General features: G+C 28.9%; 28 protein-coding genes. 22 read left to right on the top strand and 6 right to left on the bottom strand.

Annotated elements, in window-relative coordinates; all coding sequences use genetic code 11:
• The first annotated feature begins 8 nt into the window (after window positions 1–8).
• Both thyA and ACKU3H_RS00740 read left to right on the top strand, forming a co-directional pair.
• Complete coding sequence (gene thyA / locus ACKU3H_RS00745) at window positions 9–872, top strand: thymidylate synthase (protein ID WP_320035064.1); 864 nt, start codon at window positions 9–11, stop codon at window positions 870–872.
• Between the two features lie 125 nt (window positions 873–997).
• A complete protein-coding gene (locus ACKU3H_RS00740) occupies window positions 998–1501 on the top strand; it encodes a dihydrofolate reductase (protein WP_320035063.1) in 504 nt (167 codons plus the stop codon).
• A gap of 6 nt (window positions 1502–1507) precedes the next feature.
• Here ACKU3H_RS00740 and ACKU3H_RS00735 read toward each other — a convergent pair whose 3' ends face one another.
• Complete coding sequence (locus tag ACKU3H_RS00735) at window positions 1508–2005, bottom strand: hypothetical protein (protein WP_320035062.1); 498 nt, start codon at window positions 2003–2005, stop codon at window positions 1508–1510.
• A gap of 294 nt (window positions 2006–2299) precedes the next feature.
• Between ACKU3H_RS00735 and ACKU3H_RS00730 the strand changes: the two genes are divergently transcribed.
• Genes ACKU3H_RS00730 through ACKU3H_RS00700 form a run of 7 tightly spaced genes read left to right on the top strand, consistent with a single transcriptional unit; the run spans window position 2300 to window position 7687 of the window.
• Complete coding sequence (locus ACKU3H_RS00730) at window positions 2300–3304, top strand: DctP family TRAP transporter solute-binding subunit (protein WP_320035061.1); 1005 nt, start codon at window positions 2300–2302, stop codon at window positions 3302–3304.
• Window positions 3304–3867, top strand: coding sequence for a TRAP transporter small permease subunit (locus tag ACKU3H_RS00725; protein WP_320035060.1), 564 nt, complete (start codon window positions 3304–3306; stop codon window positions 3865–3867). Before ACKU3H_RS00730 ends, ACKU3H_RS00725 begins: the two co-directional genes overlap by 1 nt.
• Window positions 3864–5147 carry a TRAP transporter large permease gene (locus ACKU3H_RS00720; RefSeq protein ID WP_320035059.1) on the top strand — a complete coding sequence of 428 codons (1284 nt, stop codon included), beginning with the start codon at window positions 3864–3866 and terminating at the stop codon, window positions 5145–5147. The genes ACKU3H_RS00725 and ACKU3H_RS00720 overlap by 4 nt, the downstream gene beginning before the upstream one ends.
• A gap of 8 nt (window positions 5148–5155) precedes the next feature.
• Window positions 5156–6001: a hypothetical protein gene (locus tag ACKU3H_RS00715; RefSeq protein WP_320035058.1), complete on the top strand. Its 846-nt coding sequence runs from the start codon at window positions 5156–5158 to the stop codon at window positions 5999–6001.
• Window positions 6002–6017: 16 nt separating this feature from the next.
• Window positions 6018–6716, top strand: a complete 699-nt coding sequence (locus tag ACKU3H_RS00710; RefSeq protein WP_320035057.1) for a hypothetical protein — start codon at window positions 6018–6020, stop codon at window positions 6714–6716.
• Window positions 6717–6745: 29 nt separating this feature from the next.
• On the top strand, window positions 6746–6856 hold the full coding sequence (locus ACKU3H_RS00705; protein ID WP_407933686.1) for a hypothetical protein: 111 nt from the start codon (window positions 6746–6748) through the stop codon (window positions 6854–6856).
• 12 nt (window positions 6857–6868) lie between these two features.
• A complete protein-coding gene (locus ACKU3H_RS00700) occupies window positions 6869–7687 on the top strand; it encodes a class I SAM-dependent methyltransferase (RefSeq protein ID WP_320035056.1) in 819 nt (272 codons plus the stop codon).
• Here the strand turns inward: ACKU3H_RS00700 and ACKU3H_RS00695 are convergent.
• On the bottom strand, window positions 7674–8573 hold the full coding sequence (locus ACKU3H_RS00695; protein WP_320035055.1) for a DMT family transporter: 900 nt from the start codon (window positions 8571–8573) through the stop codon (window positions 7674–7676). The two genes, ACKU3H_RS00700 and ACKU3H_RS00695, sit on opposite strands and share 14 nt — an antisense overlap.
• Before the next feature lie 155 nt (window positions 8574–8728).
• Window positions 8729–9841 carry a glycosyltransferase gene (locus ACKU3H_RS00690; protein ID WP_320035054.1) on the bottom strand — a complete coding sequence of 371 codons (1113 nt, stop codon included), beginning with the start codon at window positions 9839–9841 and terminating at the stop codon, window positions 8729–8731.
• 171 nt (window positions 9842–10012) lie between these two features.
• Here ACKU3H_RS00690 and ACKU3H_RS00685 point away from each other — a divergent pair, with 171 nt between their 5' ends.
• On the top strand, window positions 10013–11179 hold the full coding sequence (locus ACKU3H_RS00685) for an iron-containing alcohol dehydrogenase (RefSeq protein ID WP_320035053.1): 1167 nt from the start codon (window positions 10013–10015) through the stop codon (window positions 11177–11179).
• Window positions 11180–11214: 35 nt separating this feature from the next.
• Here ACKU3H_RS00685 and ACKU3H_RS00680 read toward each other — a convergent pair whose 3' ends face one another.
• On the bottom strand, window positions 11215–12090 hold the full coding sequence (locus tag ACKU3H_RS00680) for a DMT family transporter (protein WP_320035052.1): 876 nt from the start codon (window positions 12088–12090) through the stop codon (window positions 11215–11217).
• Between the two features lie 162 nt (window positions 12091–12252).
• Here ACKU3H_RS00680 and ACKU3H_RS00675 point away from each other — a divergent pair, with 162 nt between their 5' ends.
• From ACKU3H_RS00675 to ACKU3H_RS00630, 10 genes are all read left to right on the top strand, one after another.
• Window positions 12253–12981, top strand: a complete 729-nt coding sequence (locus tag ACKU3H_RS00675; RefSeq protein WP_407933685.1) for an amino acid ABC transporter ATP-binding protein — start codon at window positions 12253–12255, stop codon at window positions 12979–12981.
• A 26-nt stretch (window positions 12982–13007) separates the two neighbouring features.
• Window positions 13008–13829 carry a transporter substrate-binding domain-containing protein gene (locus tag ACKU3H_RS00670; protein WP_320035050.1) on the top strand — a complete coding sequence of 274 codons (822 nt, stop codon included), beginning with the start codon at window positions 13008–13010 and terminating at the stop codon, window positions 13827–13829.
• Between the two features lie 26 nt (window positions 13830–13855).
• Complete coding sequence (locus ACKU3H_RS00665; protein ID WP_320035049.1) at window positions 13856–14671, top strand: transporter substrate-binding domain-containing protein; 816 nt, start codon at window positions 13856–13858, stop codon at window positions 14669–14671.
• A gap of 3 nt (window positions 14672–14674) precedes the next feature.
• Entirely contained in the window at window positions 14675–15640 is a 966-nt protein-coding gene (locus tag ACKU3H_RS00660; RefSeq protein ID WP_320035048.1) for an amino acid ABC transporter permease, read from the top strand.
• A gap of 2 nt (window positions 15641–15642) precedes the next feature.
• A complete protein-coding gene (locus ACKU3H_RS00655) occupies window positions 15643–16272 on the top strand; it encodes a MarC family protein (protein ID WP_320035047.1) in 630 nt (209 codons plus the stop codon).
• Window positions 16272–16889 (top strand): LysE/ArgO family amino acid transporter, encoded by a 618-nt coding sequence (locus ACKU3H_RS00650; RefSeq protein ID WP_320035046.1) that lies wholly within the window; start codon window positions 16272–16274, stop codon window positions 16887–16889. The genes ACKU3H_RS00655 and ACKU3H_RS00650 overlap by 1 nt, the downstream gene beginning before the upstream one ends.
• Window positions 16890–16899: 10 nt before the next feature.
• Window positions 16900–17658, top strand: a complete 759-nt coding sequence (locus ACKU3H_RS00645) for an NUDIX domain-containing protein (protein WP_320035045.1) — start codon at window positions 16900–16902, stop codon at window positions 17656–17658.
• A gap of 47 nt (window positions 17659–17705) precedes the next feature.
• Window positions 17706–18089 carry a RidA family protein gene (locus tag ACKU3H_RS00640; RefSeq protein ID WP_320035044.1) on the top strand — a complete coding sequence of 128 codons (384 nt, stop codon included), beginning with the start codon at window positions 17706–17708 and terminating at the stop codon, window positions 18087–18089.
• Between the two features lie 222 nt (window positions 18090–18311).
• Window positions 18312–19373: an FIST C-terminal domain-containing protein gene (locus tag ACKU3H_RS00635; RefSeq protein WP_320035043.1), complete on the top strand. Its 1062-nt coding sequence runs from the start codon at window positions 18312–18314 to the stop codon at window positions 19371–19373.
• Window positions 19364–20599, top strand: a complete 1236-nt coding sequence (locus ACKU3H_RS00630) for a HAMP domain-containing sensor histidine kinase (protein WP_320035042.1) — start codon at window positions 19364–19366, stop codon at window positions 20597–20599. The genes ACKU3H_RS00635 and ACKU3H_RS00630 overlap by 10 nt, the downstream gene beginning before the upstream one ends.
• An 8-nt stretch (window positions 20600–20607) precedes the next feature.
• On the opposite strand, the gene ACKU3H_RS00625 is transcribed toward ACKU3H_RS00630, so the two are convergent.
• Window positions 20608–22719 carry a helix-hairpin-helix domain-containing protein gene (locus tag ACKU3H_RS00625; protein ID WP_320035041.1) on the bottom strand — a complete coding sequence of 704 codons (2112 nt, stop codon included), beginning with the start codon at window positions 22717–22719 and terminating at the stop codon, window positions 20608–20610.
• Window positions 22709–23446: a phytanoyl-CoA dioxygenase family protein gene (locus ACKU3H_RS00620; protein WP_320035040.1), complete on the bottom strand. Its 738-nt coding sequence runs from the start codon at window positions 23444–23446 to the stop codon at window positions 22709–22711. The genes ACKU3H_RS00625 and ACKU3H_RS00620 overlap by 11 nt, the downstream gene beginning before the upstream one ends.
• 187 nt (window positions 23447–23633) lie before the next feature.
• Here ACKU3H_RS00620 and ACKU3H_RS00615 point away from each other — a divergent pair, with 187 nt between their 5' ends.
• Window positions 23634–24059, top strand: a complete 426-nt coding sequence (locus ACKU3H_RS00615) for a hypothetical protein (protein ID WP_320035039.1) — start codon at window positions 23634–23636, stop codon at window positions 24057–24059.
• 138 nt (window positions 24060–24197) lie between these two features.
• Window positions 24198–24794 carry a cupin domain-containing protein gene (locus ACKU3H_RS00610; protein ID WP_320035038.1) on the top strand — a complete coding sequence of 199 codons (597 nt, stop codon included), beginning with the start codon at window positions 24198–24200 and terminating at the stop codon, window positions 24792–24794.
• Window position 24795 lies beyond the last annotated feature (1 nt).

Below are 24795 nucleotides of genomic sequence, written 5' to 3'. Positions count from 1 at the left end.
GAATATCATTGAAACAATACTTAGACTTACTGCAACATATTTTAGATAATGGTATTAAAAAAGAGGATAGAACAGGTACTGGTACTACTTCTGTTTTTGGTTATCAAATGAGATTTGATTTAAGTGAAGGTTTTCCTTTAGTTACTACTAAAAAAACACATCTTAAAGCTATTATTTCTGAGCTTTTATGGTTTATTGAGGGAAGTACAGATGAAAGAAGACTTGCTGAAATCCATTTTGGAGACAAAGCAGAAAACCTTATTGGTAAAAAAACTGTTTGGACTGCAAATGCAGATGCCCAAGGGAAAGCTTTAGGGTATACAAATACTGATACTGAAAAACAATTAGGACCAGTATATGGAGCTCAATGGAGATCTTGGGAAGGTGCAAATGGAAAAAGAGTTGATCAACTAGCTGATATTATAAATCAAATCAAAACAAATCCAGATAGTAGAAGAATTATTTTAAATGCTTGGAATGCAGCTGAGATAGACAATATGGCATTACCACCTTGTCATACTTTTTTCCAGTTTTATGTAGCAAATGGAAAACTATCTTGTCAACTATACCAAAGAAGTGCAGATGTATTTTTAGGAGTTCCTTTTAATATAGCTTCTTATGCACTTTTAACTATGATGATTGCACAAGTTTGTGAATTAGAATTGGGAGATTTTGTACATACGTTTGGGGATGCACATATCTACTCAAACCATATGGAACAAGTAAATTTACAACTAACAAGAACACCATTTAAAAAACCAACAATGAAAATCAATCCAGATATCAAAGATATAAATGATTTCAAAATGGAAGATTTTGAACTTGTTGATTATGAGTGTCACGAAGCAATAAAAGCAGTTATGGCTGTATAGCCAAAAGGCAACTCGTTGCCTTCTTTAGAATTTTCCTACTTTTAGAAGAAATTTATTTTCTTCGCTAAAAAGTAGACAAATAAAAAAAGGTCCCTTTTTATTGGGAACCAATTAAAAGGAATAGTATGATTATATCGATGATTGTAGCTTATGGAAAAAACTGGGAGATTGGTTTAAACAACCAAATGTTATGGCATATTTCTGAAGATTTTAAAAACTTTAAACAAATAACTTCAGGACACCATATTCTAATGGGAAGAAAAACTTTTGAATCTATAGGAAAACCTCTTCCAAACAGAACATCGCTTGTTTTAAGTAATAGTGGTTTTGAGCACGAAGGTGTTCACACTTTCAATGATGTTCAAGAAGCTTTTAATTTTGCAAGAAAAACTGCAGAAGAGGAGCTTTTTATTATAGGTGGAGCAAATATTTATAAAACACTTTTTCCTTATGTTGACAAAATGTATTTAAGTGAAGTTGATTTTGAGGGTGAAGCAGATGCATTTTTAGAGCCAATTGATTTTTCAACTTGGGATTTAGTTGAGCAAAAAGATTATGAAGAGATCACAGAAAATGGTCAAGTAAAAAGTCCAGCTTGGAAGTTCAAAGTTTGGACAAAAAAAGATTAGTTAGTTTTAACTAATCTTTTTTAAAACAAATCTTAAAATCATCTCAACCATATGATTTTCAAAATTTTCAATATTTTCTTTCGAAGTTAGTACATCTCCAAAAGCAGTTGTAAAAGATGGTCTATTTGAGATATTAAAAAAAGATATTGCACTTATATGCCAATGTATTTCTAATGGACTAATACCTTTTCTAAATAGATCTTTCTCAACACCTTTTTTATAAATCTCTTCAAGCCTTTTAATAGCTGGAGCATTTACCTCTTTTATTATAGATGATAGTTTTAAATATTTACAATCATGTATATTTTCATTCATAATAATACGAATAAAGTCAGGATTTTTAGCATGATGTTTTATTGTAAATAAAGCAAGTTTTTTTAGTGCCTCAATTGGTTCAAGTTCATCAAGTTTTATACTCTCTTCTGCTTTTCTAATAGAATTATATGTTGATTCAAGTACTGCTTTATATAAGCCCTCTTTGTTTTCAAAATAGTAATAAATCATTCTTTTTGAGGTATCACATTTTTCTGCAATAATATTTATTCTACTTCCTGCAAGGCCATTTTTAGATATCTCTTTAGTAGCTACTTTTAATATATTTTTTTTTACTAATTGGGGATCTTGCTTCCAACTTTTTCTTTTAATAGTTTTTTCCTTTTCAAAACAATTTCAAAATTTATTATACCTATTACTTGTTAAAGCTAATTAAGAAAAAAAATTGATATAATTAACCATTTGGTACATTTAGTAAGTAGCTAATCGTAAACTAGGGTACTAAGAGTTAATCAAGGAGAAATAATGAAAAAATTGTCTATATTAAAAGCAGTAGCAGCTTTAGGTTTTTTTGCCTCAACAGCAATAGCAGCTCCTGTAATTAAATTAGGTCATGTAGATGGTTCTGAATGGCAAACATCAAAAAAAGGTTCAGCAGCAATTATTTTTAAAAAAATTGTTGAGGGCGAAACTGATATAAAAGTTGAGATTTTCCCTGCAAAAGCTTTAGGAAATGAGAGTGAAATGATTCAACAAGTACAAGAGGGAATCACTTCTATGGCTATAGTTTCAGGTGCTATGTCAAAAGTTTGTCCTGCAGCATCAGTTTTAGATATTCCTTATACTTTCTCTTCGCCATCAGTTGCGTGGGATGTTTTAGATGGACAATTTGGTAAAGAGTTATCAGCTCATTGTTTAGAAGAGACTGGACTTAGAACTTTAGCTTATGGTGAAACAGGTTTTAGAAATTTTACTAACAATACAAAAGAGATTAAAACTCCTGCAGATATGAAAGGCTTAAAATTTAGAGTTATGCCTATTCCATTATATGTAGAGATGGTAAAAGGTTTAGGTGGTGAGCCAACTCCAATTGCATGGTCTGAGTTACCAAATGCCTTATCAACTGGTGTTGTTGATGGACAAGAAAATCCAGTAGGAACTATTTACAACAATAAATTTCATAAACTACAAAAATATATGATTTTAGACAACCATGTTTATGGTGCAGATTTTATTGTAATCAATGACGAACTTTTTGGAATGTTCACACCAGCTCAACAAGAGATTATTCAAAAAGCTGCAAGAATTGCAGGAACTATGGGAAGAGCAATCCAACAGTTTAACACAGCAGATGGTGTAACAAAAATTGTAGCAGAAGGGATGAAAGTTTATTCTCCTACAAAAGACGAATTAAATCAATTCAAAAAAATGGCACAACCTGCTGTAAAAAAATGGTTAGCAAGTGAGCTTGGTAGTGATTCTGTATGGATTAAAAAACTTGACAAAGCAGTACAGGAAGCTACTAATTAATGTTTAAAAAATCTTTAGAAAAAGTTACTAATACCTACTCTACCTTTTTAGCAGGTGGAGCAGGGCTTTCAATGTTTGCTGTGTTTCTTATAATTTTTATAAACTCAACAAGAAGGTATGCTTTTGATAAATCCTTTGAATGGGGAGAACAACTTCCAGTATTTTTAGCAATATATGGAGTTATGTTTGGAGTAGCTTGGGCATATATGAATGATCAACATGTAAAATTTACTATATTAGTTGATTTTATCTCAAAAGCTTGGATGAAAAGATTAAATATCTTTGTTGATTTTATTATGATTATAACTGGTTTTGTATTGATGTACTCAGGATATGTTTTTGCAGCAAAAAGAGGAAAGATTCAAGCTTCTGGTTTAATAAATGGTGCAAAAGATTTAAGAGATTTCTTTGGCATTGATAACCTTATTATCTTAGGGAAAATGTACCCTTATCAATTTTCAATTGCATTTGGTGGATTATTATTAGCTCTTGCAGCATTAATAAGACTTTTAAATAGACTTTATGAAGCTGACTCAGATAAAGTAGTGGAGGCTGGTCTATGACTTATGCAATTTTACTTATTGGACTTTTAGTTGGTGTTCCTATTGCTTTTTCTATTTTAGCAGCACTATTTTATTTTATGGCAGTTGGAGATTTTCCTTATAGCTTAAGAATTGTAGCAACTCAAGTTTTTGGTGGACTTCAATCTTACCCATTATTGGCAATTCCTTTATTTATCTTAGCTGGTGAGTTGATGAATGAATCTGGTATCACAAGTAGAATTATCGCTTTTGCTAGTATTTTAGTTGGAAGATTAAGAGCTGGCTTAGCAATGGTAAATATTTGGGCATCTGTAATCTTTGCAGGACTTTCAGGTTCAGCTGTTGCTGATACTTCTGCTATTGGTAGGGTTTTTATTCCTGAAATGGAAAAAAGAGGTTATCCTAGAGATTTTGCAGCTGCAATTACTGCTGCATCTTCAGTTATTGGTCCTATTATTCCACCTAGTATTCCTGTTATTATTTATGCTCTTACTGTTTCAGGTGTTTCTGTTCCTGCACTTTTTGTAGCTGGTATTGTTCCAGGAGTTATGTTAGCAATATTTTTATCAATATATGTAATGGTTTTTGCAGGTCATTATGAGAAAAAACTTGAAAAAGAAGTTGATGGTAAAAAACAATCAACAGCAAGTGTTTTACTTCAAGGTATTGTTCCTATGATGATGCCTGTACTTGTTGTGGGAAGTATTTTAATTGGAATTGTAACTCCAACAGAAGCTGCAAGTTTTGCTGTTGCTTATGCGATTATTATTGGTGTATTTATAACAAAAGAGTTAAAAATAAAAAGAATACCAAAAATATTTGCAAATGCTATGAGAGATAGTTCTGTTATTCTTATTGTTATTGCTGCTGTTGCAGCTGCAAACTGGCTTTTAAACTATAACAGAGTTCCAAATATGATTACTGATTTTGCATTACAATATATGACTGTAAAATGGATGTTCTTAATAGCTGTAATATTCTTATTTTTATTTGTTGGCTTATTCTTAGAAGGGATTGCTGCAATGTTAGTGTTGGTTCCTATTTTACACCCAATTGCAGTAAGTTTAGGAATCGATCCAGTACATTTTGGAATATTAGTAATCTTTAACTTGATGATTGGGCTTATAACCCCACCACTTGGACTTTGCCTCTTTGTTGCAGACTCCATTGCAAATGTTGGTTTTGGAAAACTAACAAAACAGATTTTACCACTATTTTTAGTGGAACTTTTAGTATTAATAATTATCACTTTTGTCCCAGAAACAGTTATTGGGCTACCAAAACTTCTTGGTATAGAGTAAGGAAATAGATGAAAAGAAAATTAAAATTGGGTTTACTTGGAAATGGTATTGGAAAAACTCAATCAAAAAAATTACATGAATTAATTGGAAAACTTTATGATTTAGATACAAGTTATGAGTTAATGGATTTAGCAAATAAAGAAAATGCAAATATTGAAGAGGAACTAAATCGTTGTAAAAAAGAGGGCTTTGATGGAGTGAATGTAACACATCCATATAAAGTAAATGCTTTCAAATGTGTGAAAACTATGGAAGGTTTTCCAAAAGGATTAACTTCAGTTAATACAGTACTGTTTAAAGATGAACTAATAGCAGACAACACGGATTATTTAGGTTTTTGTGAAGCATATAGAAAAAGATTCAATGAACAAAATCCTGGAAAAGTTTTAATGCTAGGAGCTGGAGGAGTTGGATTGGCTATCGCTTATGGACTTTGCAGTTTAAATGTAGAAGAGTTGATTGTTCATGATATGAATGAGCAGTTGGCAACTTCATTAGTTGAAGACTTAAAAAATGCAGGATTTAATGCAAGACTTATAAAAAGCAGTGTTGAAGAGGAGATGAAAAGTGTTGATGGACTAATCAATGCAACTCCAATTGGAATGTTCCAATATCCTGGAAACCCTTATCCAAAAGAGGGATTTGGTGGACAAAAATGGGCATTTGATGCAGTTTATACACCAGTAAATACGCAGTTTTTACAAACTTGTGAAGAGAATAATATTATAACTATCTCTGGATTTAAACTGTTCTTATATCAAGGGATTGAAGCTTTTAAAAGATTTAGTGGAATAGATATTGATAGTGATAAAATCGAAGAAGAGTTTTTAAAAGAATATCCACTAGAAAAATAATTGAAAAGGGAAAGTGATGAGCTATAAAAAATTTTTTATGCCAATAGATAGTGGAAATGAACTAAGAGAAAGAATCTTTGGTGCACTTCTAGTTGCAAAACATTTTGATGTTTATCTAGAGATGTTACACTCAGTTCCTGGAGTAAAAATAAATAGACAACTTCCAGTTCATATTTTAGAAGAGCTTGAAGAGTTTGCCTTAGAAAAACAACAAACTGAATCAGTAAAATTCAATGAACTATTACACGATATCACAAAAGATATTGGAGTAAAGATTACTAAAGAATCTGTTGCCCAAGGGTTTTGTGTTCATCCATTAATTCAACTTGGAGATAGAAGCTCTTTAATTGCACAAGAATCAAAATATTCAGATATGGTAGTATGTGCAGCGCCAACTGATGGAATCATCTCTGAAACTTTTGAATCAGTTGTTTTACAAAGTGGAAAACCTATTATGGTAATACCAAGAGAGATGAAAACATTTGATACAAAATCAGTAATAATTGCATGGAATAATTCTCCTGAAGCAGCTAGAACTATAACTGAGGCTTTACCAATTTTAAAAAATGCACAAAGAGTACATTTGGTATCATCACCTGAATATTTACCTGAAGGTGATAATCTAGAAAAATTAAAAGAGTATTTTGCTTTTCATAATGTGAAGATTACAACAGAGTTTTTAAAAACAGCACTTCATCCGGGAGAAACACTTTAAAAACAGCAAAAAGTGGTGATTTTGATTTAATTGTTATAGGGGCTTTTGGGCATAATAAAGGTTTAAAAGAGATTGTATTTGGTGGAGCAACTAAATATTTACTAAAACATTCTAAATTGCCTATGTTTATGGCTCACTAATAAAGGAATATTTTGAGTATAGAGTTAACAAATTTTGATGAGATAGATTTTAATCACTTATATAAAGAGCAAAAAAAAGAAACAACATTTAAACCAAAAAGTTCAAGTGATTGGGATAAAAAGTCAGTTTTTATGAATGAAAAAGTTCATAATTCAATTTATAATAAAGAGTTTTTAGAGCTTTTAGATTTAGAGGGTATTGAAACTTTACTTGATGTTGGTTGTGGAGTTGGAAACCTAAGTTTAAAGTTAGCACCCAAACTAAAAAAAGTTTATGCTTTAGATTATTCTTCAAAAATGTTAGAGCTTTTAGAATCCAATGCAAAACAAAAAGATATTCAAAATATTGATTTGATAAACAAATCTTGGGATAATTCTTGGGATGAGGTTCCTACAAGTGATTTGGTAATTGCTTCAAGGTCTTTAGAAGTTGAAGATATGAAAAGTGCTTTAACAAAATTAGATTCTAAAGCAAATAAAAAAGTTGTATTATCCTACAAAGTAGGAGGCTCATTTTTATCTGAAGAGATTCTAGATGTTCTTCAAAAAGATATTGTAAAAAAGCCTGATTATATCTATTTACTTAATATACTTTATCAAATGGGAATAAATGCAAAACTTGATTTTATAAGAAGTGAAGCTAAAACTATAAAAAAAGACTCTTTTGGAGATTTTGTAGATTCTATAACTTGGAGTATAGGAAGTTTAAATGCAGATGATATCCAAAATCTATGTACTTATTACAATGAGGTTCTTATAAAAAAAGAACCTCAAGAAGAGTATATTTATTGGGCTATTATCTCTTGGGATAAAAGAGTTAAGCTTTCTTAACTCTTTTTATCTTAAATTTTGAAGGTGAAAATTCACTAATAAATACACCAGCTAAGATGATAGCAGAGGCTATTATCTCCACAAAAGATATAACTTCATTTAAAATTAGATTAGCTAAAATCAAAGTAAAAATAGGAATAAGATAGATAAATACAGCAGCTTTAGATGCTTCTATTTTTGTTAAAGCATAATTATATAAACCATATCCTCCCAAAGTAACCACAATACCTAAATAAAATAAAGAAGCAACAGAATTAAAAGTAAAATTCAATTCTAATTGCGTATATTCAAAAACAAAAAATGGCAAAAAGAAGATAGTTCCAACAAAAACCTGAAAAGCAGTAATAAATAGTGCAGAGAACTCTTTTGACAGATATCTAGCAACAATTGTATACCCAGCACCACAAACCATCGCTAAAAGCTCATAAAAATTCCCTAGTATAGGATTTGGGGCAGCTTCTGAAGCTGTTGCTTGAGAGCTTAAAAGTATTGCTCCTGATAAAGCAATAATTGAACCAATAATTAGTCTTCTTGTAATTTTTTCTTTTAGAAAATATCCTGCTGCAATTCCTGCAATTATAGGCATAAGTGAAGTTATCATTCCAGCTTGTGAAGCAGTAGTATTTTGTAAAGCTTTTGCCTCAAAAATAAAATAAAGACAAGGCTCAAAAAAAGCTAAAAGTAAAAGTAGTTGGATATTCTTTTTGGTAAAATTAAATTTTAAAAAGTCTTTTATAAAATATAAAAAACACATTGATGCAATAACCATTCTTAAAAAAATAACAGTAAATGGTCCTAAATCTATCATTGCTATTTTTAAAGCAATAAAAGAACTACCCCATATAAACATAGCTATTGTTAGTAAAAACATTCCGAAATAATTCATTTTTTTTCTCTTGAGTATTAAAATATAAGATTTGATTTTTTTAATAAACTTTAAAACTTGTGAGAAAATGTTTTACTATGGTCTATTAAAATGGAATTATATAGCTGCTTTACTAAAAATAAGCAAAAATGTAGTTTTTATAAGAGAAAAATCTCTTATAAAATATCTAATTGGTGAGCTAAATCTGCTGCGATTCTTTTGTAGTTTCTAACTGCTAGTAATCTTTCTTGCCCATTTAATCCAACTTGAGCCACTTCATCTTTTGGCAAATCTAAAATATATTCAAGTTTCTCTTTTATGGCATCTTTTGAAAATTCACAAAACCAAGCATCTTTATCTTCTTCAAAAATCTCATTATTGTTTGCATTATTAGTCATAATACAAGGTACAGCTGATGAATAATAATCCATAATTTTAACTGGCGTTGATGTATTAAATAGTGGAATATCAGGTAAGATAGAAACTCCTATATCAGCTTTTGCAATCAAATCAAGAAGTTGCTCTTTTGTTTTTGCATTTTGGATTCTAACTCTAGCTTTAAGATTTTCAAAACCATCAATTACCTCTTTTGTATATTCAGGATCTTTTGTAGAAATTGTTAAAGTCCAATCTTTAGTATTTAATGAATCAAAGGCTTCTAAAACTGTTTCAAATTCTCTTAATTTATCAAGAGTCCCAGCATAAAAAAATCTTTTTTCACTGTCTTCATGCTGAATATTATCATGTAATATTTCAGGGTCAAGTGCAGGAGGACAGATATAAGTTTTGACATTTACATCTTTAAAATACTCTTCATGCATCTGTCTTGAAGTTGGAAGAAATAAATCACATTGGTTTATAAGTTTGGTTTCTGAATAAGTAGCCAAAGTATTATTTAAATCTTTTAAGAAGTTTGATTTATTGTTAGCTTTGTCAGCTTGTATTCTTGCCCTTCTTTTAGGAAAAGAGAGTCTATATCCAACTTTATAATCATAAACTCTACTATTAGATAATACATCTTTTAATATCTCTGAACTATTTCTAACAACAATATATGAATATGAAGAGATATCAATATTTGCATTTTTTAGTTCTTTGATAACTTTTGACTTAGCTGCAACAGGAAGAATAAACCTATTTTCATCTTTTTTTTCAAATTCTGCTTTAAATTCACTAAAATATACAATATCAACTTCATAGTATTCTTTAAGATATTTTTCAAACAAAGGCCCTATAAAACTGTGATCTGTATACTCATCTTGGTCTGTAATATATAAAAACTTTCTCATGCATATCTCCTTGGAATAAGGTATTGGAAATTATATACCCCATTCGTTGCAAAAGAAAAGCATTTTTATTTTTTTTATAATTTTTGGTTACAAAAAATGTAAGTTGCTAAAAAGATTATTTAAGTTAGATTGGATTAATATAGTGCAAATATTATAATCAAGGAGTATATTATGGCACGTTTTACATTGCCAAGAGATATTTATCATGGTGCAGGCTCTTTAGAAGAATTAAAAAATTTAAAAGGTAAAAAAGCAATTTTAATTGTTGGTGGAAGTTCAATGAAAAAATTTGGCTTTTTAGATAAAGCAATTGAATATTTAAAAGAAGCAAATTTAGAAGTTGAAACTATTGAAGGTATTGAACCAGATCCTGGTGTAGATACTGTTATGAATGGTGCAAAAAAGATGCTTGAATTCCAACCAGATATTATTATATCAATGGGTGGAGGTTCTGCTATTGATGCTGCTAAAGCTATGTGGATCTTTTATGAATATCCAGACTTTACTTTTAAAGAAGCAGTTATTCCTTTTAATCTTCCAACTTTAAGACAAAAAGCTATTTTTGTAGCTATACCTTCAACTAGTGGAACTGCTACAGAAGTTACAGCTTTTTCAGTTATTACAGATTATAAAGAAAAAATTAAATACCCTATGGCAGATTTTAATATCACACCAGATATTGCAATTGTTGATCCAAATATTGCAAAAACAATGCCACAAAAATTAGTAGCTCATACAGGTATGGATGCTTTAACACATGCAACAGAAGCTTATGTAGCAGCTTTACATAGTAATTTTTCAGATCCTTTAGCTTTAAAGTCTTTGGAGATGATAAAAGATACATTACTTGATTCTTATAATGGTGATGAAAAAGCAAAAGAGTTGATGCATGAAGCTCAATGTTTAGCCGGTATGGCATTTACAAATGCATTGCTAGGAATTACTCACTCAATGGCTCATAAAGTTGGTGCAGTATTTGGAATTCCTCATGGGTGTGCAAATGCAATATTTTTACCTTATGTTATCTCTTATAATAGAAAAGCTTGTGAGGATAGATACGCAGATATTGCAAGATTTTTAAAACTTGAAGGTGAAACTTCAAAAGAGTTAGTTGATTCTTATATTAGTTTTATTGATGGATTAAATGATAAATTAAATATTCCTCATTCTATGAAGGAGTATGGAATTGATGAAAATGAGTTTGAAGAGCATTTAGATTTTATTGCTCATAATGCAGTTCTTGATGCTTGTACAGGAGCAAATCCTAGAAAAATTGATGATGAAACAATGAAACAGCTATTTATTTGTAGCTTTACAGGTAAAAAAGTAGATTTCTAAATTTATAACCTAAAATAGATTTATCTATTTTAGGTTTACTCTTTTTTTAGTTTTAATTCTGCTAGTAGTACAGCAAATATGATAAAAACTGCCCCTAAAATTTGTATTGAAGTTAATAATTCATTTCCTACAAAATAACCATAAATTCCTGCACTTACAGGTTCCATTGTAAATATAATAGCAGTTTTTGTTGGAGTTGTAAACTGTTGCATATATGTTTGGATTAAAAATGCATAAACTGTAGCAAAAACTGAAGTTACAATTACAGCTTTTAAAAATGCACCATCCATATTTACATTGAAAGTTACTTCATCTAATGAAAGTGAAAAAATCAATGAATATATTGTTACTGTTAAAAACTGAAATAAAACCAGCATAAATACATTTACTTTTTTTGAGTATTTATCTGTAAACAAAATTTGTAATGCAAATAAAGCAGAACAAATAAGAGTTAAAAACTCTCCAAATCCAAGTGTTAATTCTCCACTCATAGTAAGAAGATATAATCCCACTACGGCAACAAGTGAACCTATAAAAACCATTTTTCTGACATGGTCTTTAAATATAACATAAGCAAAAAATGGAACTAAAATTACATTTAATCCAGTAATAAAAGCTACAATTGAACTCTTTGTATATGCTAAACCAAAAGTTTGTGTGGCAAAAGCTGAAAAAAGAAATGTTCCTAAAACAAAGCCATAAAATATTGTTTGTTTGTTAATTTTATTGTAAAACTTATAGGCAATTATTGCCATAAGTACTGTTGCAATTAAAAATCTATAAAATAAAAAAGAATACACAGGTACAGTCTCTATAGCTTCTTGAACCATCAAGAAAGTAACTCCCCATGCAATTGCAACTGTTAAAAGTAGTAAGTCTGCTCTTAACTCTAATAATTTTTTTCTATTCAAATCTATACTCCTAAAAATAAAGATGAGAATTATACATTTAAGTTAATTAAACTATTAATTTTTCAAAAATTGTATAATTGTTACACATTTATATTTTAGTTTAAATCTATTTATTATATTATAATTGTTTAGACTAAAAAAAGAGAGATAATGGGTAGTAATATTATAAGTATGGATAAAATTGATAAGTATTATGACGATTTTCACGTCCTAAAAGGTATCAATTTTTATGTAAAAAAAGGTGAAATTGTAGTTGTTTGTGGACCATCAGGTTCTGGTAAATCAACGCTAATTAGGTGTATTAATGGTTTAGAAGAAATTGATAGTGGAACTATTGTAGTTGATAATATCGACATCAATGAGAGTAAAAAGAATCTACAAGCAATAAGGGGTGAAGTGGGAATGGTATTTCAGCACTTTAATCTTTTTCCACACTTAACAATATTAGAAAATATAACATTAGCTCCAGGTTTAGTTAAAAATGTAAAAAAAGAAGATGCTAAAAAAATAGCTATGGAACTTCTTGAAAAAGTTAAACTTGAACACAAAGCTGACTCTTATCCAGGTGATTTGAGTGGGGGACAAAAACAAAGAGTTGCAATAGCAAGATCTTTGGCTATGAAACCAAAAGTTATACTTTTTGATGAACCTACATCAGCATTAGATCCAGAAACAATTGGTGATGTTCTTTCTGTTATGAAAGATTTAGCACATGAACAATACACAATTGTTTGTGTAACTCATGAAATGGGGTTCGCAAAAGAGGTTGGGGATAGAATTGTATTTATGGACCATGGAGTAATTGTTGAAGAAAATACTCCAAAAGAGTTCTTTGAAAATCCAAAAAGTCAAAGAGCAAAAGATTTTCTAAAAGAGATTTTAACACATTAATTTAGATTATATAAGGAATATTTTAAATGTTTAAAAAAATTTTACTTGCATTATTAACTTTTTTTGCAATAAATAGTTTATATGCAGAAGATATAAATTTATGGAAAAAATCAACACTAAATAAAATTTTAGATAAAGGTGTTTTAAAAGTTGGTTTAGAACCAGGTTATATGCCTTTTGAGATGAAAGATAAAAAAGGTAGAATTATTGGTTATGATGTTGACATTGCAAAAGCAATGGCAAAAGCGATGGGAGTTAAATTAGAAATTGTTCCAACAGCATTTGATGGGATAATTGCTGGGTTATTAACTGGAAAATTTGATGTTATCATTGCAGGAATGACAATAACACAACAAAGAAATCTTAAAATTAATTTTTCTGATCCATATCTTGTTGTTGGACAAACAGTTTTATTAAATAAAGATTTTGAACAAAAGATTAAATTTGCAAAAGATTTAGATGACAAAAAATATGTTATTACAGCAAAGCTTGGGCAAACAGGTGAAATTGTTGCTAAAAAATTCTTTAAAAATGCAATAATAAATACTTTTGATACAGAAGCAGAAGCTGTTGCAGAGGTTTTAAATGGCAGAGCTACTGCTTTTATAAATGACCAACCTTATAATGCAATTTTTGCAGATGATAAAGGTAAAGGCAAATTAGTACATTTAGATAAACCTTTAACGTATGAGCCACTTGCTTTTGCAATTAGAAAAGGCGACCCAGATTTTCTTAATTGGTTAAATAACTTTTTAAGACAAATAAAAGAAGATAAAGTTGTAAATTTACATGAAATACTTTATCAAAAATGGTTTGTTGATACTAAATGGTTAGACAAACTACAATAATTCAATCTTAAAATATAGGAGTAAAGATGAAAAAAATTATGTTGGCATTAGTTGCCTTTTTAAGTTTATCTGTTTTTGCAGATGATATCAATTTATGGAAAAAGTCTACATTAAATCAGATTTTAGAAAGAGGGGAGTTACAAGTTTGTATGGAACCTGGTTATATGCCTTTTGAAATGAAAGATAAAAAAGGTAGAATTATTGGTTATGATGTGGATTTTGCTAAAAAAATGTCAAAAGAGATGGGAGTTAAACTAAAACTTCTTCCAACAGCATGGGATGGGATTATTGCTGCATTAGTTACTGGTAAATGTGATATTATTATGTCTGGTATGACTATTACTCAACAAAGAAATTTAAAAATTAATTTTGCTAATCCTTATGTTGTTGTTGGTCAAACAATTTTAATGAAAAAAGAATTAAAAGGTAAAGTTAATACTGCAAAAGATTTAGATAAACCTGAATATACTATTGTTACTAAACTTGGTGTTACAGGTGAAGTTGCAACAAGAAAATTTTTCAAAAAAGCTAAAATTGTGACTTTTGAAACTGAAGCAGATGCTGCTGCTGAAGTATTAAATGGTAAAGCAGATGCTTTTGTTTATGACCAACCTTATAACGTATTATTTATGTCAGATAAAGGTAAAGGTAAACTTATTCACTTAGATAAACCACTTACTTATGAACCACTTGCATGGGCAGTTAGAAAAGGTGATCCAGACTTTATTAACTGGTTAAATAACTTTTTAAGACAAATGCAAGAAGATAAAGTTGTTGGATTTTCTGATGAATTATATCAAAAATGGCTAGTTGAAACAGACTGGTTAAAAAGAGTTCAATAGTTTATGGCTAGAAAAGAATCATGGACACAAAATAAAAACCTAGGGCATATTATTGCCGTAGGTTTTTACCTACTTATAGGGTATTTCTTTTATATGGCAGCTTCAAACATGAATTATGTTTGGAAGTGGAATTCTGTTCCTAAATATTTTGCATATGAGGAAACTATTACTATAGAAGCTCCAGTAGATGGAAAACTACTGTTTGAAAATAACAAATATTTCATTGATGGTGATGAAAGAGTAGAATTAACAAAATTAGATAGTAGTTTTTCATTTGATTATGAAGTTGGTGAGAAAGTTTATTCGGGTGATTATCTTGCTACAAAAAAAGAGATGAGAGCAGGTCCTGTATTAAATGGGCTTTGGATAACACTTAAAATCTCATTTTTTGCTGCAATTTTGACTTTTGTAATAGGTGTTGTTGTTGCATTTATGAAACTATCCTCATATCAGTTTTTAAAAGATATAGCTACTGTTTATATTACAATAGTTAGAGGTACTCCACTTCTTGTTCAAATATTCTTGTTTTACTTTATTGTTGCAAATATTTTTGAGTTAGATAGGTTTGTAGCTGGGGTATTATCTCTTGGAATTTTCTTTGGTGCTTATATGGCAGAGATTTTAAGAGGGGCAATTCAGTCTATAGACAAGGGTCAAGAAGAAGCAGCAAGTTCTTTAGGGATTACGAAATTTCAAGCTATGAGATATATTATTTTACCTCAAGCTTTTAAAAGAGCTTTACCAACATTAGTTGGTGAGATGATTGCTTTAGTAAAAGATTCATCTTTGGTTTCAGTTATCTCTATTACAGATTTAACAAAAGTTGGTAAAGAGATAGTTGCAAATACTTTCTCTCCTTTTGAAACTTGGATTGTTGTTGCACTTTTATATCTTACAATAACTTCTACATTAAGTTTCATCGGTCATAAAATAGAAAAAAGAATGGCTGAAAAAGGCGGAATGAGTTAATATTGGAACTTTTTCAAAATTTTCTACAGCAAACAATCACTTTGTTTGCAATTATGGATCCAATAGGGGTGAGTGCAATTGCACTCTCTTTATTGAGCCCTAATATTACAAAATCTCAAATCTCAATTATTGCTAAAAAAACTACTACTACAATATTGGTTGCTTTTTTTGTTGTTTTAATTACGGGAGATTTAGTTTTAAAGCTTTTTGGTATACATGAAGACTCATTAAAAGTAATGGGTGGTTTAATTCTTCTTTTGATGGCAATATCAATGGTAACTGGTAGTGCAATGAAAAGTAAAAAAGAGGAAGATGAAAGTAATAAAAATGATGAAGAACTGGCAATTATTCCAATAGGAATCCCAATTGCTTTTGGTACTGGTCTTTTTACTACAATTATTATTTTTAAAAATCAAGTTGAAAACAGTGTTGAAGTTTTTTCTTTGGTAATATCTTTTTGTATTAATGCACTGATTTTTTACCTTGTTTTAAAAAACTCAATCTATATAAAAAAATATTTAGGTCTTACTGGACAAAATATTATTACAAAACTTATGGGACTTATTGTTGGTGCCCTTGCTGTACAGTTTATAATCTCAGGTGTAGTGCATCTTTCACAAAGCTATTTGTAATGGAGTTTGACACTCTTCTAAGAGGCTTTGTTATTACAATCACATTGATTGTAGCAATAGGAGCTCAAAACGCTTATATTTTAAAACTTGGGCTTTTAAGACAACATGTTTTAAAAGCTGCTTTATTTTGTATCTTTTCAGATATATTTTTAATTAGTGCTGGGGTATTTGGTCTTGGATACTTTATAAAAGGTGAGCAACTTTTTATAAATGGTATTGCAATATTTGGAATAGCTTTTTTATGTTTTTATGCCTTTACTTCTTTTAAATCAGCATTAAAAAATGAATCATTGAAAATAGATGATCAAATAAAAACAAATCCAATAAAACAAGTGATAACTTTACTTTTTGTATTTACTTATCTAAATCCTCATACTTATTTAGATACAGTACTTTTAATAGGTGGAATTGGTGCAAATATTGAAGAGGGTCTAAAAATATTTTTTATAATAGGTTGTGCTTTAGCTTCATCTGTTTGGTTTTTATCTTTAGGGTTTGGAGCTAGACTTCTAATCCCTTTATTTAAAAAGCCAATTACATGGAAAGTTTTAGATATATCAATAGGGTTTTTAATGCTTTATATAGCATATTCATTAAAAGATTTAATAGTTTTATAAAAGAGTAAAAATGGTAGAAGAGATAGCAGGGTTTAAAACTATATTAGACCCATACAATGGAATAACAATAGAGTATAAAGACTTACCTAATAGTTTTAATAAGTTTGATGAAAATTTAGATATTTTAATTGAAAAGACAAAAGATACAAGAAATCTAATTTGGATTTATATAAATATAGAAAAATCAGATTTTATATCAAGTGCCACAAAAAAAGGGTTCTTTTTTCACTCATGTGGGGAAGATTATATATTACTAGTAAAAAGACTAAAAGAGAATGCAATAGTTCCAACAGCTGCAAATCATACTTTAGGAGTAGGGGTTGTTGCAATAAATGAAAAAAATGAATTACTTGTTATAAAAGAAAGAATCTCAAGAATTGGTTATAAAATACCAGGTGGTCATATAGATGATAAAGAGATGATAACTACAGCAGCTTGCAGAGAAGTATTTGAAGAAACAGGTATAAAAGTTGAGTTTAAATCAGTTATCTCTTTAGGGCATTTTTATCCTCACCAATTTCATAAATCAAATCTATATGTTTTATGTTTGGCAAAACCTCTAACTCATGAGATAAATATAAAAGATACCCAAGAGATAGAAGATGCCAAATGGGTAGATGTAGATGAATACTTAAATGATGAGAATGTACTTGATTATTCTAAAGCTATTGTAAAAGCTGCATTAAAAGAAGAAGGCTTTATAAGAGCAAACCAAGAAACTTTAACTCACATAAAAAGAGATTTTGAGCTGTTTTTCCCAAGAGATTAAAAGTTAGAAGGCAGTATAATAAATTTTTAAATATATAAAGGATTAATATGAAAGAAATTATATCAACACCAAAAGCTCCAGCAGCAATTGGACCATACAACCAAGGTACATCATTTGAAAAATTAGTATTTTTATCAGGACAAATTCCATTGAATCCAGAAACAATGGAAGTAGTAGAAGGTGGAATCAAAGAGCAAACTGTAAAAGTTATGGAAAACCTTGCAGAAGTATTAAAAGAAGCAAACTCATCTTTTGATAATGTTTTAAAAACAACTTGTTATTTATCAGATATGGATAATTTTGTTGCATTTAATGAAGTTTATGCAGAGTATTTTAAAGCTGAAACAGCTCCAGCAAGAGCAACTGTAGCTGTAAAAACACTTCCTAAAAATGTTTTAGTTGAAGTTGATGTAATCGCATATAAAAACTAAATCTTTTGGCTACTTTTATTTAAAAAAGAGTAGCCAATAACTTTCAAACTCAAGCCTACCTTTTATTTCTCTAATCAATCTTTTTCTTGATAATTAAAATTAGAATTAAAACTTTAAACTAGTAATATAGTTAAACTTAAAAGATGAAATAAAAAATTATAATTTATTAGAATGCTTTAATACTATATCTTCAAAAATTTATTTTTTATTTAAGGATCAAATATGTATGTAAAAATAGCTTTTTATAATTCTAAAGAAGAATTTTTAAGACATAGTTATGATGTGAAAAAGAAGTTAGTTATTTTTACAACAAATAAAACAAATATTCAAGTTGAAGATTTAAAAGATTTAAAAGTAGATTTTTATGGAGCTATTTTTCCAAAGATAATTTATAAAAATAAACTTTATGATGAGGGAATTATAGTTTTACAGATAAAACCTTCTATAAAACTTGAGTTTATTGAAAATATGAAAAACCACACACTCTGCGAAGAAAACTTTTCTAATACTCAGTCCATAATCTCAATTCTTGATGGTTATTCGAAACAAACAGTAAGTTTTTTAGAGAAAATATATGAATATATAAATGTAGATACAAATATATTTGGTGGTGGAGCTGGAAGTTTAGAATCAAGGGATACTTACTCATTTTTTAATAAAAATGGCTATTTTAATAATGCCGCATTACTTATATATTTAGATAAAAAGATTGATATAGGTGTAAGTCAAGGTTGGGATGTTTTAGATGGTCCCTTCATTGTAACAAAAAGTGAAAATAGAAAGATTCAAGAGTTAGACTATAGAAGCGCATTTGAAGTTTATAAAGAGTGCTTAGAAAAAGAAAACGATATAAAAATCACAAAAGATAATTTTATGTTGTATCTTAAAAAGTATCCAATTGGTGTTATAAAACATAATAATGATTTTATAATCAGAGATCCAATATCTATAAGTGAAAAGGGTGAGTTAGAATTAGCTACCTTAATAGAAGAAAATAGTATAATAAATGTTTTAAAAGGGAAAAAAGAAGCTTTGATAAATGCTGCATATTTAGCAAGTAAAGAAGCTACAAAAAGTGAGAGTGAATTTTTAATGGTATTTGACTGTGTTTCTAGATTAGGATTTCTAGATGAAGTATATGATAAACAAATTGATGTAATCTTGGAAAAGACTTCAACTAAATATATTTTAGGTGTTATTAGTGTGGGTGAGATAGCTAATAAAGGTAAGAGTTATATTAATTTTTTAAATAAAAGTTGTGTTATGGGTGGGTTATGTCTTTAGGTAATTTGGCAATCTCGTATAGGTGTGTAAACTCTATTGGAAATAGTTTAAATCTTGAGGAGATGCTTAAAGATTTTATTATCACTTTTGTAAAAGAAACTGATGCTATAAAAGGTGCATTTTTTAAAAAAACAAAAGATGAATATGAAGAGTTTATATGTGTTGGTAAAAGAATAACTTCAAACCTAGATGAGATAAAAGAGAAGTTAGAAAAAGAGTATGTTGTAAAAACCAAATACAATGATGATATTAATATACTATTTTACAAACTAACAAGAGGTTGTTTTGTTTTTTTCTATGATAAAAATAAAGATTTGGATTTTAATATTTCAGTTTTAAAAAGCTTAGAAAAAAGACTGAATATTAGTATAAACTCTTGTTTAAATGTTGAAAAGTTAAAAAAAAGAAATGAACAATTAAAAGAGCAAAAATTTCAACTAGAAGATTTAAATAAAAATCTAAAAGATGAAATAAATGCTGCAACAAAAGCAAATGTAGATAAAGAAAGACAAATCTATGAGCAACTAAAAATGTCTCAAATGGGTGAACTTATAGGAAATATTGCCCATCAATGGAGACAGCCTCTAAATGTAATCTCAACAGCAGCAACTGGTATGATGATAAAAAAAGAATACAATATCTTAGAAGATACTGATTTTGAAGAATATACAAAAAGTATAGTTGAGCAATCAAAATATCTATCAAATACAATAGATGAGTTTAGAGATTATATAAAAGAGAGTCATAGAGAAAAAGAGATTGTTATTCAAGATAGACTTAAAATGGCAATAAAAATGGTTGAGTCATCTTTTGCAATGGAAAACATTGAGATAAAAGAGGGAGTAATAGAGAGTGGAAAACTTCACTTTAGACTTGTATTAGGAGATTTATTACAAGTATTAATCTCTATATTTAATAATGCCAAAGATATATTAGTACAAAATGTAGAAAAAAATCGATGGGTTAAATATGAACTTCGAAAAAAAGAGTACACAGTTTTAATCTCAATAGAAGATAATGGTGGAGGAATAAAAGAGGAGATAAAAGATAAAATCTTTAATCCATACTTCACAACAAAACACCAAAGCCAAGGAACAGGAATAGGGCTTTATTCTGCATATGATATTGTAGTTAATAGATTAAGTGGTTTATTATATGTAGAGAATACAAAAGAGGGTGCAAAGTTTTGTATTGAGCTTCCTCTAAATGTAAACTATGTGATTTAAAAGTAGGCTTATTTTAAGCTCAAGCCTACTCTTTGTTTTTCTAAATCAACACTTACAACTTTTATATTTTCAAGATTTTGATTTATACTTAAAACCTCACTTGGGTGTGAAATTCTTTTATTAGAGATTTGTGAGATATGAAGTAGGGCATCATTTTTAAGTCCTATATCTACAAAAGCTCCAAAGTCTGTTATATTTCTAACTATTCCTGAAAGAGTGTAGCCTTCTTTTAAATCCTCTATTTTAGTTATATCACTTGCAAATCTTACTTGGTTGAAGTTTTCTCTTATATCAAAACCTGGTTTTTGAAGTTCATTTACAATATCTTCTATCTTTATAAGTGAAGTGTTTAGAGTGTTTGCTAAGGTTTGATATTGGTTTTTTTCTACAGCTTTTATATCACAAGTTTTTTCTAACCTTTTTACTAAATCATAATCTTCAGGGTGAATAGCTGTATTATCTAAAATAGAATCACCTTTTTTGATTCTAAGGAATCCTACACTTTGTTCATAAGCTTTTGCTCCAACACCTTTTACATCTAGAAGTTGTTTTTTAGAAGTGAATACTCCTAATTTTTTTCTATGTTCTACAATATTTTTTGCTAAAGTTTCTGTAATCCCTGATACAAAAGAAAGAAGTTTAAAAGAAGCAGAGTTAATATCAACTCCAACTTTATTTACTAAATCTATTGTTATGTTTTCAAGCTTCAAACTTAACTCTTTTTGGTTTACATCGTGTTGGTATTGACCAATCCCAAGTGATTTTGGATCTATCTTAACAAGAGCTGCCATTGGGTCTCTTAATCTACTTGCAATAGAAATAGCTCCTCTAATTGTAACATCAAGGTTTGGATACTCTTGTGTTGCTATTTTTGAAGCAGAATAAACACTTGCACCTATTTCACTAACTATTGCATAGTTTATATTAAGATTGTTTTCTTTTATTAGGTTTGAGATAAAACTTGCAGTCTCTCTCGATGCTGTACCATTTCCAATTGCTATTGAAGTTACATTATACTTTTTTATAAGTTCTAAAATAGTTTTTGATGAGGTTTTTATATCCTCTTTTGGTTTAGTTGGATAAATAACATTTGAATCTAAATACTCACCATTTTCATCAATAACTGCAACTTTACATCCAGTTTTATAACCTGGGTCAATTCCTAAGATTATGTGATTAACAAGTGGAGCAGTAAGAAGTAACTCTTTTAGGTTTTTTCCAAAAAGCTCAATAGCTTCTTTTGAAGCTTTCTCTTTTAGGTTAGCTATTGCTTCTCTTTTTAAACTTGGAAGAAGTAATCTTTTTAAGCCATCTTTATAAGCTTCAAAAACAAAAGAGCTTGATGATTTTGCCCAAGAGGGTATTTTATATTTTTTGATATTTTCTAAAATATGTTTCTCATCAATATCAACTTTTATTGATAACTCTTTTTCATTTACTGCTCTTAAAATAGCTAAAACTCTATGGGGTTTGATATATTTGATTTTCTCATTTTGTCCTACAAAATTACTATAAACTCCATCTTTTTTAAACTCTTTTGCCTCTTTTATCTCTATTGTTCCCCAATTAGAAATAAGGTTTCTTAAGACCTCTTTTGATTTAAAATCATCTGCATATCTTTGAGCAATAATATCTTTTGCTCCTTGTATAGCTTCATCAACAGATTTAACATCTTTATTTGTAAAGTTTTTAGCTTTTTGTAAAACTTCATTCTCTTCATATTTCATTGATTGGATTATATTTGCAAGTGGCTCTAAACCATTTTCAATAGCAAGAGATGTTCTAGATGATTTTTTATCTTTAAAAGGTGTATAGATATCTTCTACAGCTTGTAAAGTTGTAGCTTCATTTAAACTCTTTTCAACTTTTTCATTTAAAAAGTTTTTCTCTTTTAGAAGTTCTAAAATCTCGTTTTTTCTTTGAAGTAGTTTTTTTGAATATGAGTAAACATCTTCAAAAATTCTTAACTCTTCATCTGTTGCACTATTAGTGAACTCTTTTCTATATCTAGCAATAAAAGGGATTGTACACCCCTCATCAAGAAGATTGATTATGTTTTCAATAACTTTTTTTGATAGGGATGTTTTCTCTTCTAATAAATTTGTAATATTAGCACTCAAGTACAACTTCCTTGAAGTCACTTCTTGTGTTTTTTAAAGGTTTATTTCCTAAAGCTCTTACTGTGTATACAAAAGAGATTTTTGCATTATCTGTGGCATTTTTACTTGCATGGTGAAGTGTTTTACAGTGAAATAAAACAATATCACCTTTTTCTAGATTTTGGTGAACTCTATTTTTTATAATCTCTTGATTAAATTCATTTTCATCTACAAAGTTTGAGTCTTCATCAAATGAGCTTTTTTCAAAATTGATTTTATGAGTTCCTGGAATAAACTCCAGTAAACCATTTTCTAAAAACTCATCATCTAAAGCTAACCATACAGAAACTAAATCATCATTTTCAAAATTCCAATATCTTCTATCTTGATGCCAAAAAGTTCTTGTACTTTCGTGAGGTAGTTTAGTCATTATTGAGTTGTGGTGAGCTAGAGTTAGTACAGGAGTATCATTTAAAACTTGTTTTAACATAGGTCTTATTTCAGAGTTTGTCATCCACTCTTTGAAAATCTCTTCTCTGTCATAAACTTGTCTTAATCTTCTTACAGTTATCTTTTCATCATCTAACTGCATATACTCTTGTTCACTCTCAATTGGTGCTTGTTTTTTTTCTAAATGGACTTTTGCTTTTTCTAAAATTTTGTCGCATAAATCTTTTGGGGCAAAGTTTTTTATGATTAAAAATCCATCTTCATTAAATTTGTTTAGTTGTTCTTTTGTAAGTTCCATTGTTATCTCAATATTTATTAAATTTAGATTTGTATTTTACTTTAGTTTTGATGTTAGCAAGGTTAAATTTAATATAGTTTTGTATAGATAAAAATATAGCTTTAAAATTAAATTTTTATCTAAGTTTTTATTCCATATAATCCTTTCATGCATGTAATTGATTAAAACAAATCAAAAAGGAAACTTAATGAAAAAGTTTTTATCAGTTGTAACTTTAGGTTTATTTCTTTTCTCTTCAAATGCCTTAGCAGAAGATAACAAGGGATTAAATGTTGTTTTAACAGCAAGCGATGCACAAACTCAAATGATGGCTATGGTTTTATCAATGATGACAATAAAACAAGAAAAAGCTGTAAATATCACTTTATGTTCAAGTGCAGGAGATTTAGCTGTAAAAGGGAAAGAGAGTCCTCTTTTAAAGCCTAAAAACAAATCACCAAAAATGTTGTTACAAGGTCTTATTAAAAGTGGAGCAAAAGTTGAAGTTTGCCCTTTATATCTTCCAAATGCAAACTTAGATAAATCTGTTTTATTAGATGGTATTACAGTTGCTAAACCACAAGAGGTTGCAAAACAATTATTAAATAGTGATTTTACTACTTTAAGTTACTAGAAAATTTAAGGGGAATTTTTCCTCTTAAATTGGATTATATAATTTAAGCTTATTAAAATATATAATGATTTTAAAGTCAAAATTTATAATTTCAATTATATTTAGGTATACTAAAAAGAAATACTAAGGTTAAATAAAGTGTTAGAAGAAGAGTTTGAAGTAGGTAAAAAAATTAAGAGTTTAAGAGTAGCAAAAAATATGGCTGCAAAACAACTTGCAAGTGAAGCAGGAATCTCTTTTGGAATGTTATCTCAACTTGAAAAAGGCTCAACACAAGGTTCAGTTGAAACCCTAAGAAAAATAGCAAAAGTATTAGATGTAACTTTAGCTCATCTATTTACTAACAATACTGAAGAACCTCAAGTTAATACTTTAGAAAATATTGAAAATGAAAAATCTTATGTAGTAAGAAAAGATGAAAGAAAGAAAATATCTTTTCCTGACCCTTTATATACATGTGAACTTTTAGTACCTGACTTACAAGGTGATATAGAATTATTACAAGTAAATATGGAGCCAAATAGAATCACTGAGGATCTAATACCCCATACAAAAGGTGGAGAAGAGTGTGATTATGTTCTTGAAGGTGAGATTGTAGTTACATTAAATAACAAAGAGTTTGAACTTAAAAAAGGGGACTCAATAAGATTTAATCCTGAAATCCCCCACAAGATAGAAAACAGAAGTTCAAAGAAAGCTTCTTATCTTTCTATAATTACTCCTGTTTCTTTTTAGT

It is taken from the genome of Halarcobacter sp. (genome assembly GCF_963675975.1).
Classification (GTDB): domain Bacteria; phylum Campylobacterota; class Campylobacteria; order Campylobacterales; family Arcobacteraceae; genus Halarcobacter.
Note: the sequence above shows the minus strand (reverse complement) of the source record. Positions and strands in the feature narration are given on the sequence as shown.

Bases quoted from the DNA above. Each gene is read 5' to 3' on its own strand.
- ACKU3H_RS00735 (WP_320035062.1), bottom strand. From the start codon at position 2,005: ATGATTTATTACTATTTTGAAAACAAAGAGGGCTTATATAAAGCAGTA.
- ACKU3H_RS00670 (WP_320035050.1), top strand. From the start codon at position 13,008: ATGTTTAAAAAAATTTTACTTGCATTATTAACTTTTTTTGCAATAAAT.
- ACKU3H_RS00730 (WP_320035061.1), top strand. From the start codon at position 2,300: ATGAAAAAATTGTCTATATTAAAAGCAGTAGCAGCTTTAGGTTTTTTT.
- ACKU3H_RS00715 (WP_320035058.1), top strand. From the start codon at position 5,156: ATGAAAAGAAAATTAAAATTGGGTTTACTTGGAAATGGTATTGGAAAA.
- ACKU3H_RS00720 (WP_320035059.1), top strand. From the start codon at position 3,864: ATGACTTATGCAATTTTACTTATTGGACTTTTAGTTGGTGTTCCTATT.
- ACKU3H_RS00695 (WP_320035055.1), bottom strand. From the start codon at position 8,573: ATGAATTATTTCGGAATGTTTTTACTAACAATAGCTATGTTTATATGG.
- ACKU3H_RS00635 (WP_320035043.1), top strand. From the start codon at position 18,312: ATGTATGTAAAAATAGCTTTTTATAATTCTAAAGAAGAATTTTTAAGA.
- ACKU3H_RS00650 (WP_320035046.1), top strand. From the start codon at position 16,272: ATGGAGTTTGACACTCTTCTAAGAGGCTTTGTTATTACAATCACATTG.
- ACKU3H_RS00640 (WP_320035044.1), top strand. From the start codon at position 17,706: ATGAAAGAAATTATATCAACACCAAAAGCTCCAGCAGCAATTGGACCA.
- ACKU3H_RS00665 (WP_320035049.1), top strand. From the start codon at position 13,856: ATGAAAAAAATTATGTTGGCATTAGTTGCCTTTTTAAGTTTATCTGTT.
- ACKU3H_RS00710 (WP_320035057.1), top strand. From the start codon at position 6,018: ATGAGCTATAAAAAATTTTTTATGCCAATAGATAGTGGAAATGAACTA.
- ACKU3H_RS00660 (WP_320035048.1), top strand. From the start codon at position 14,675: ATGGCTAGAAAAGAATCATGGACACAAAATAAAAACCTAGGGCATATT.
- ACKU3H_RS00620 (WP_320035040.1), bottom strand. From the start codon at position 23,446: ATGGAACTTACAAAAGAACAACTAAACAAATTTAATGAAGATGGATTT.
- ACKU3H_RS00725 (WP_320035060.1), top strand. From the start codon at position 3,304: ATGTTTAAAAAATCTTTAGAAAAAGTTACTAATACCTACTCTACCTTT.
- ACKU3H_RS00615 (WP_320035039.1), top strand. From the start codon at position 23,634: ATGAAAAAGTTTTTATCAGTTGTAACTTTAGGTTTATTTCTTTTCTCT.
- ACKU3H_RS00630 (WP_320035042.1), top strand. From the start codon at position 19,364: ATGTCTTTAGGTAATTTGGCAATCTCGTATAGGTGTGTAAACTCTATT.
- ACKU3H_RS00645 (WP_320035045.1), top strand. From the start codon at position 16,900: ATGGTAGAAGAGATAGCAGGGTTTAAAACTATATTAGACCCATACAAT.
- ACKU3H_RS00690 (WP_320035054.1), bottom strand. From the start codon at position 9,841: ATGAGAAAGTTTTTATATATTACAGACCAAGATGAGTATACAGATCAC.
- ACKU3H_RS00740 (WP_320035063.1), top strand. From the start codon at position 998: ATGATTATATCGATGATTGTAGCTTATGGAAAAAACTGGGAGATTGGT.
- ACKU3H_RS00685 (WP_320035053.1), top strand. From the start codon at position 10,013: ATGGCACGTTTTACATTGCCAAGAGATATTTATCATGGTGCAGGCTCT.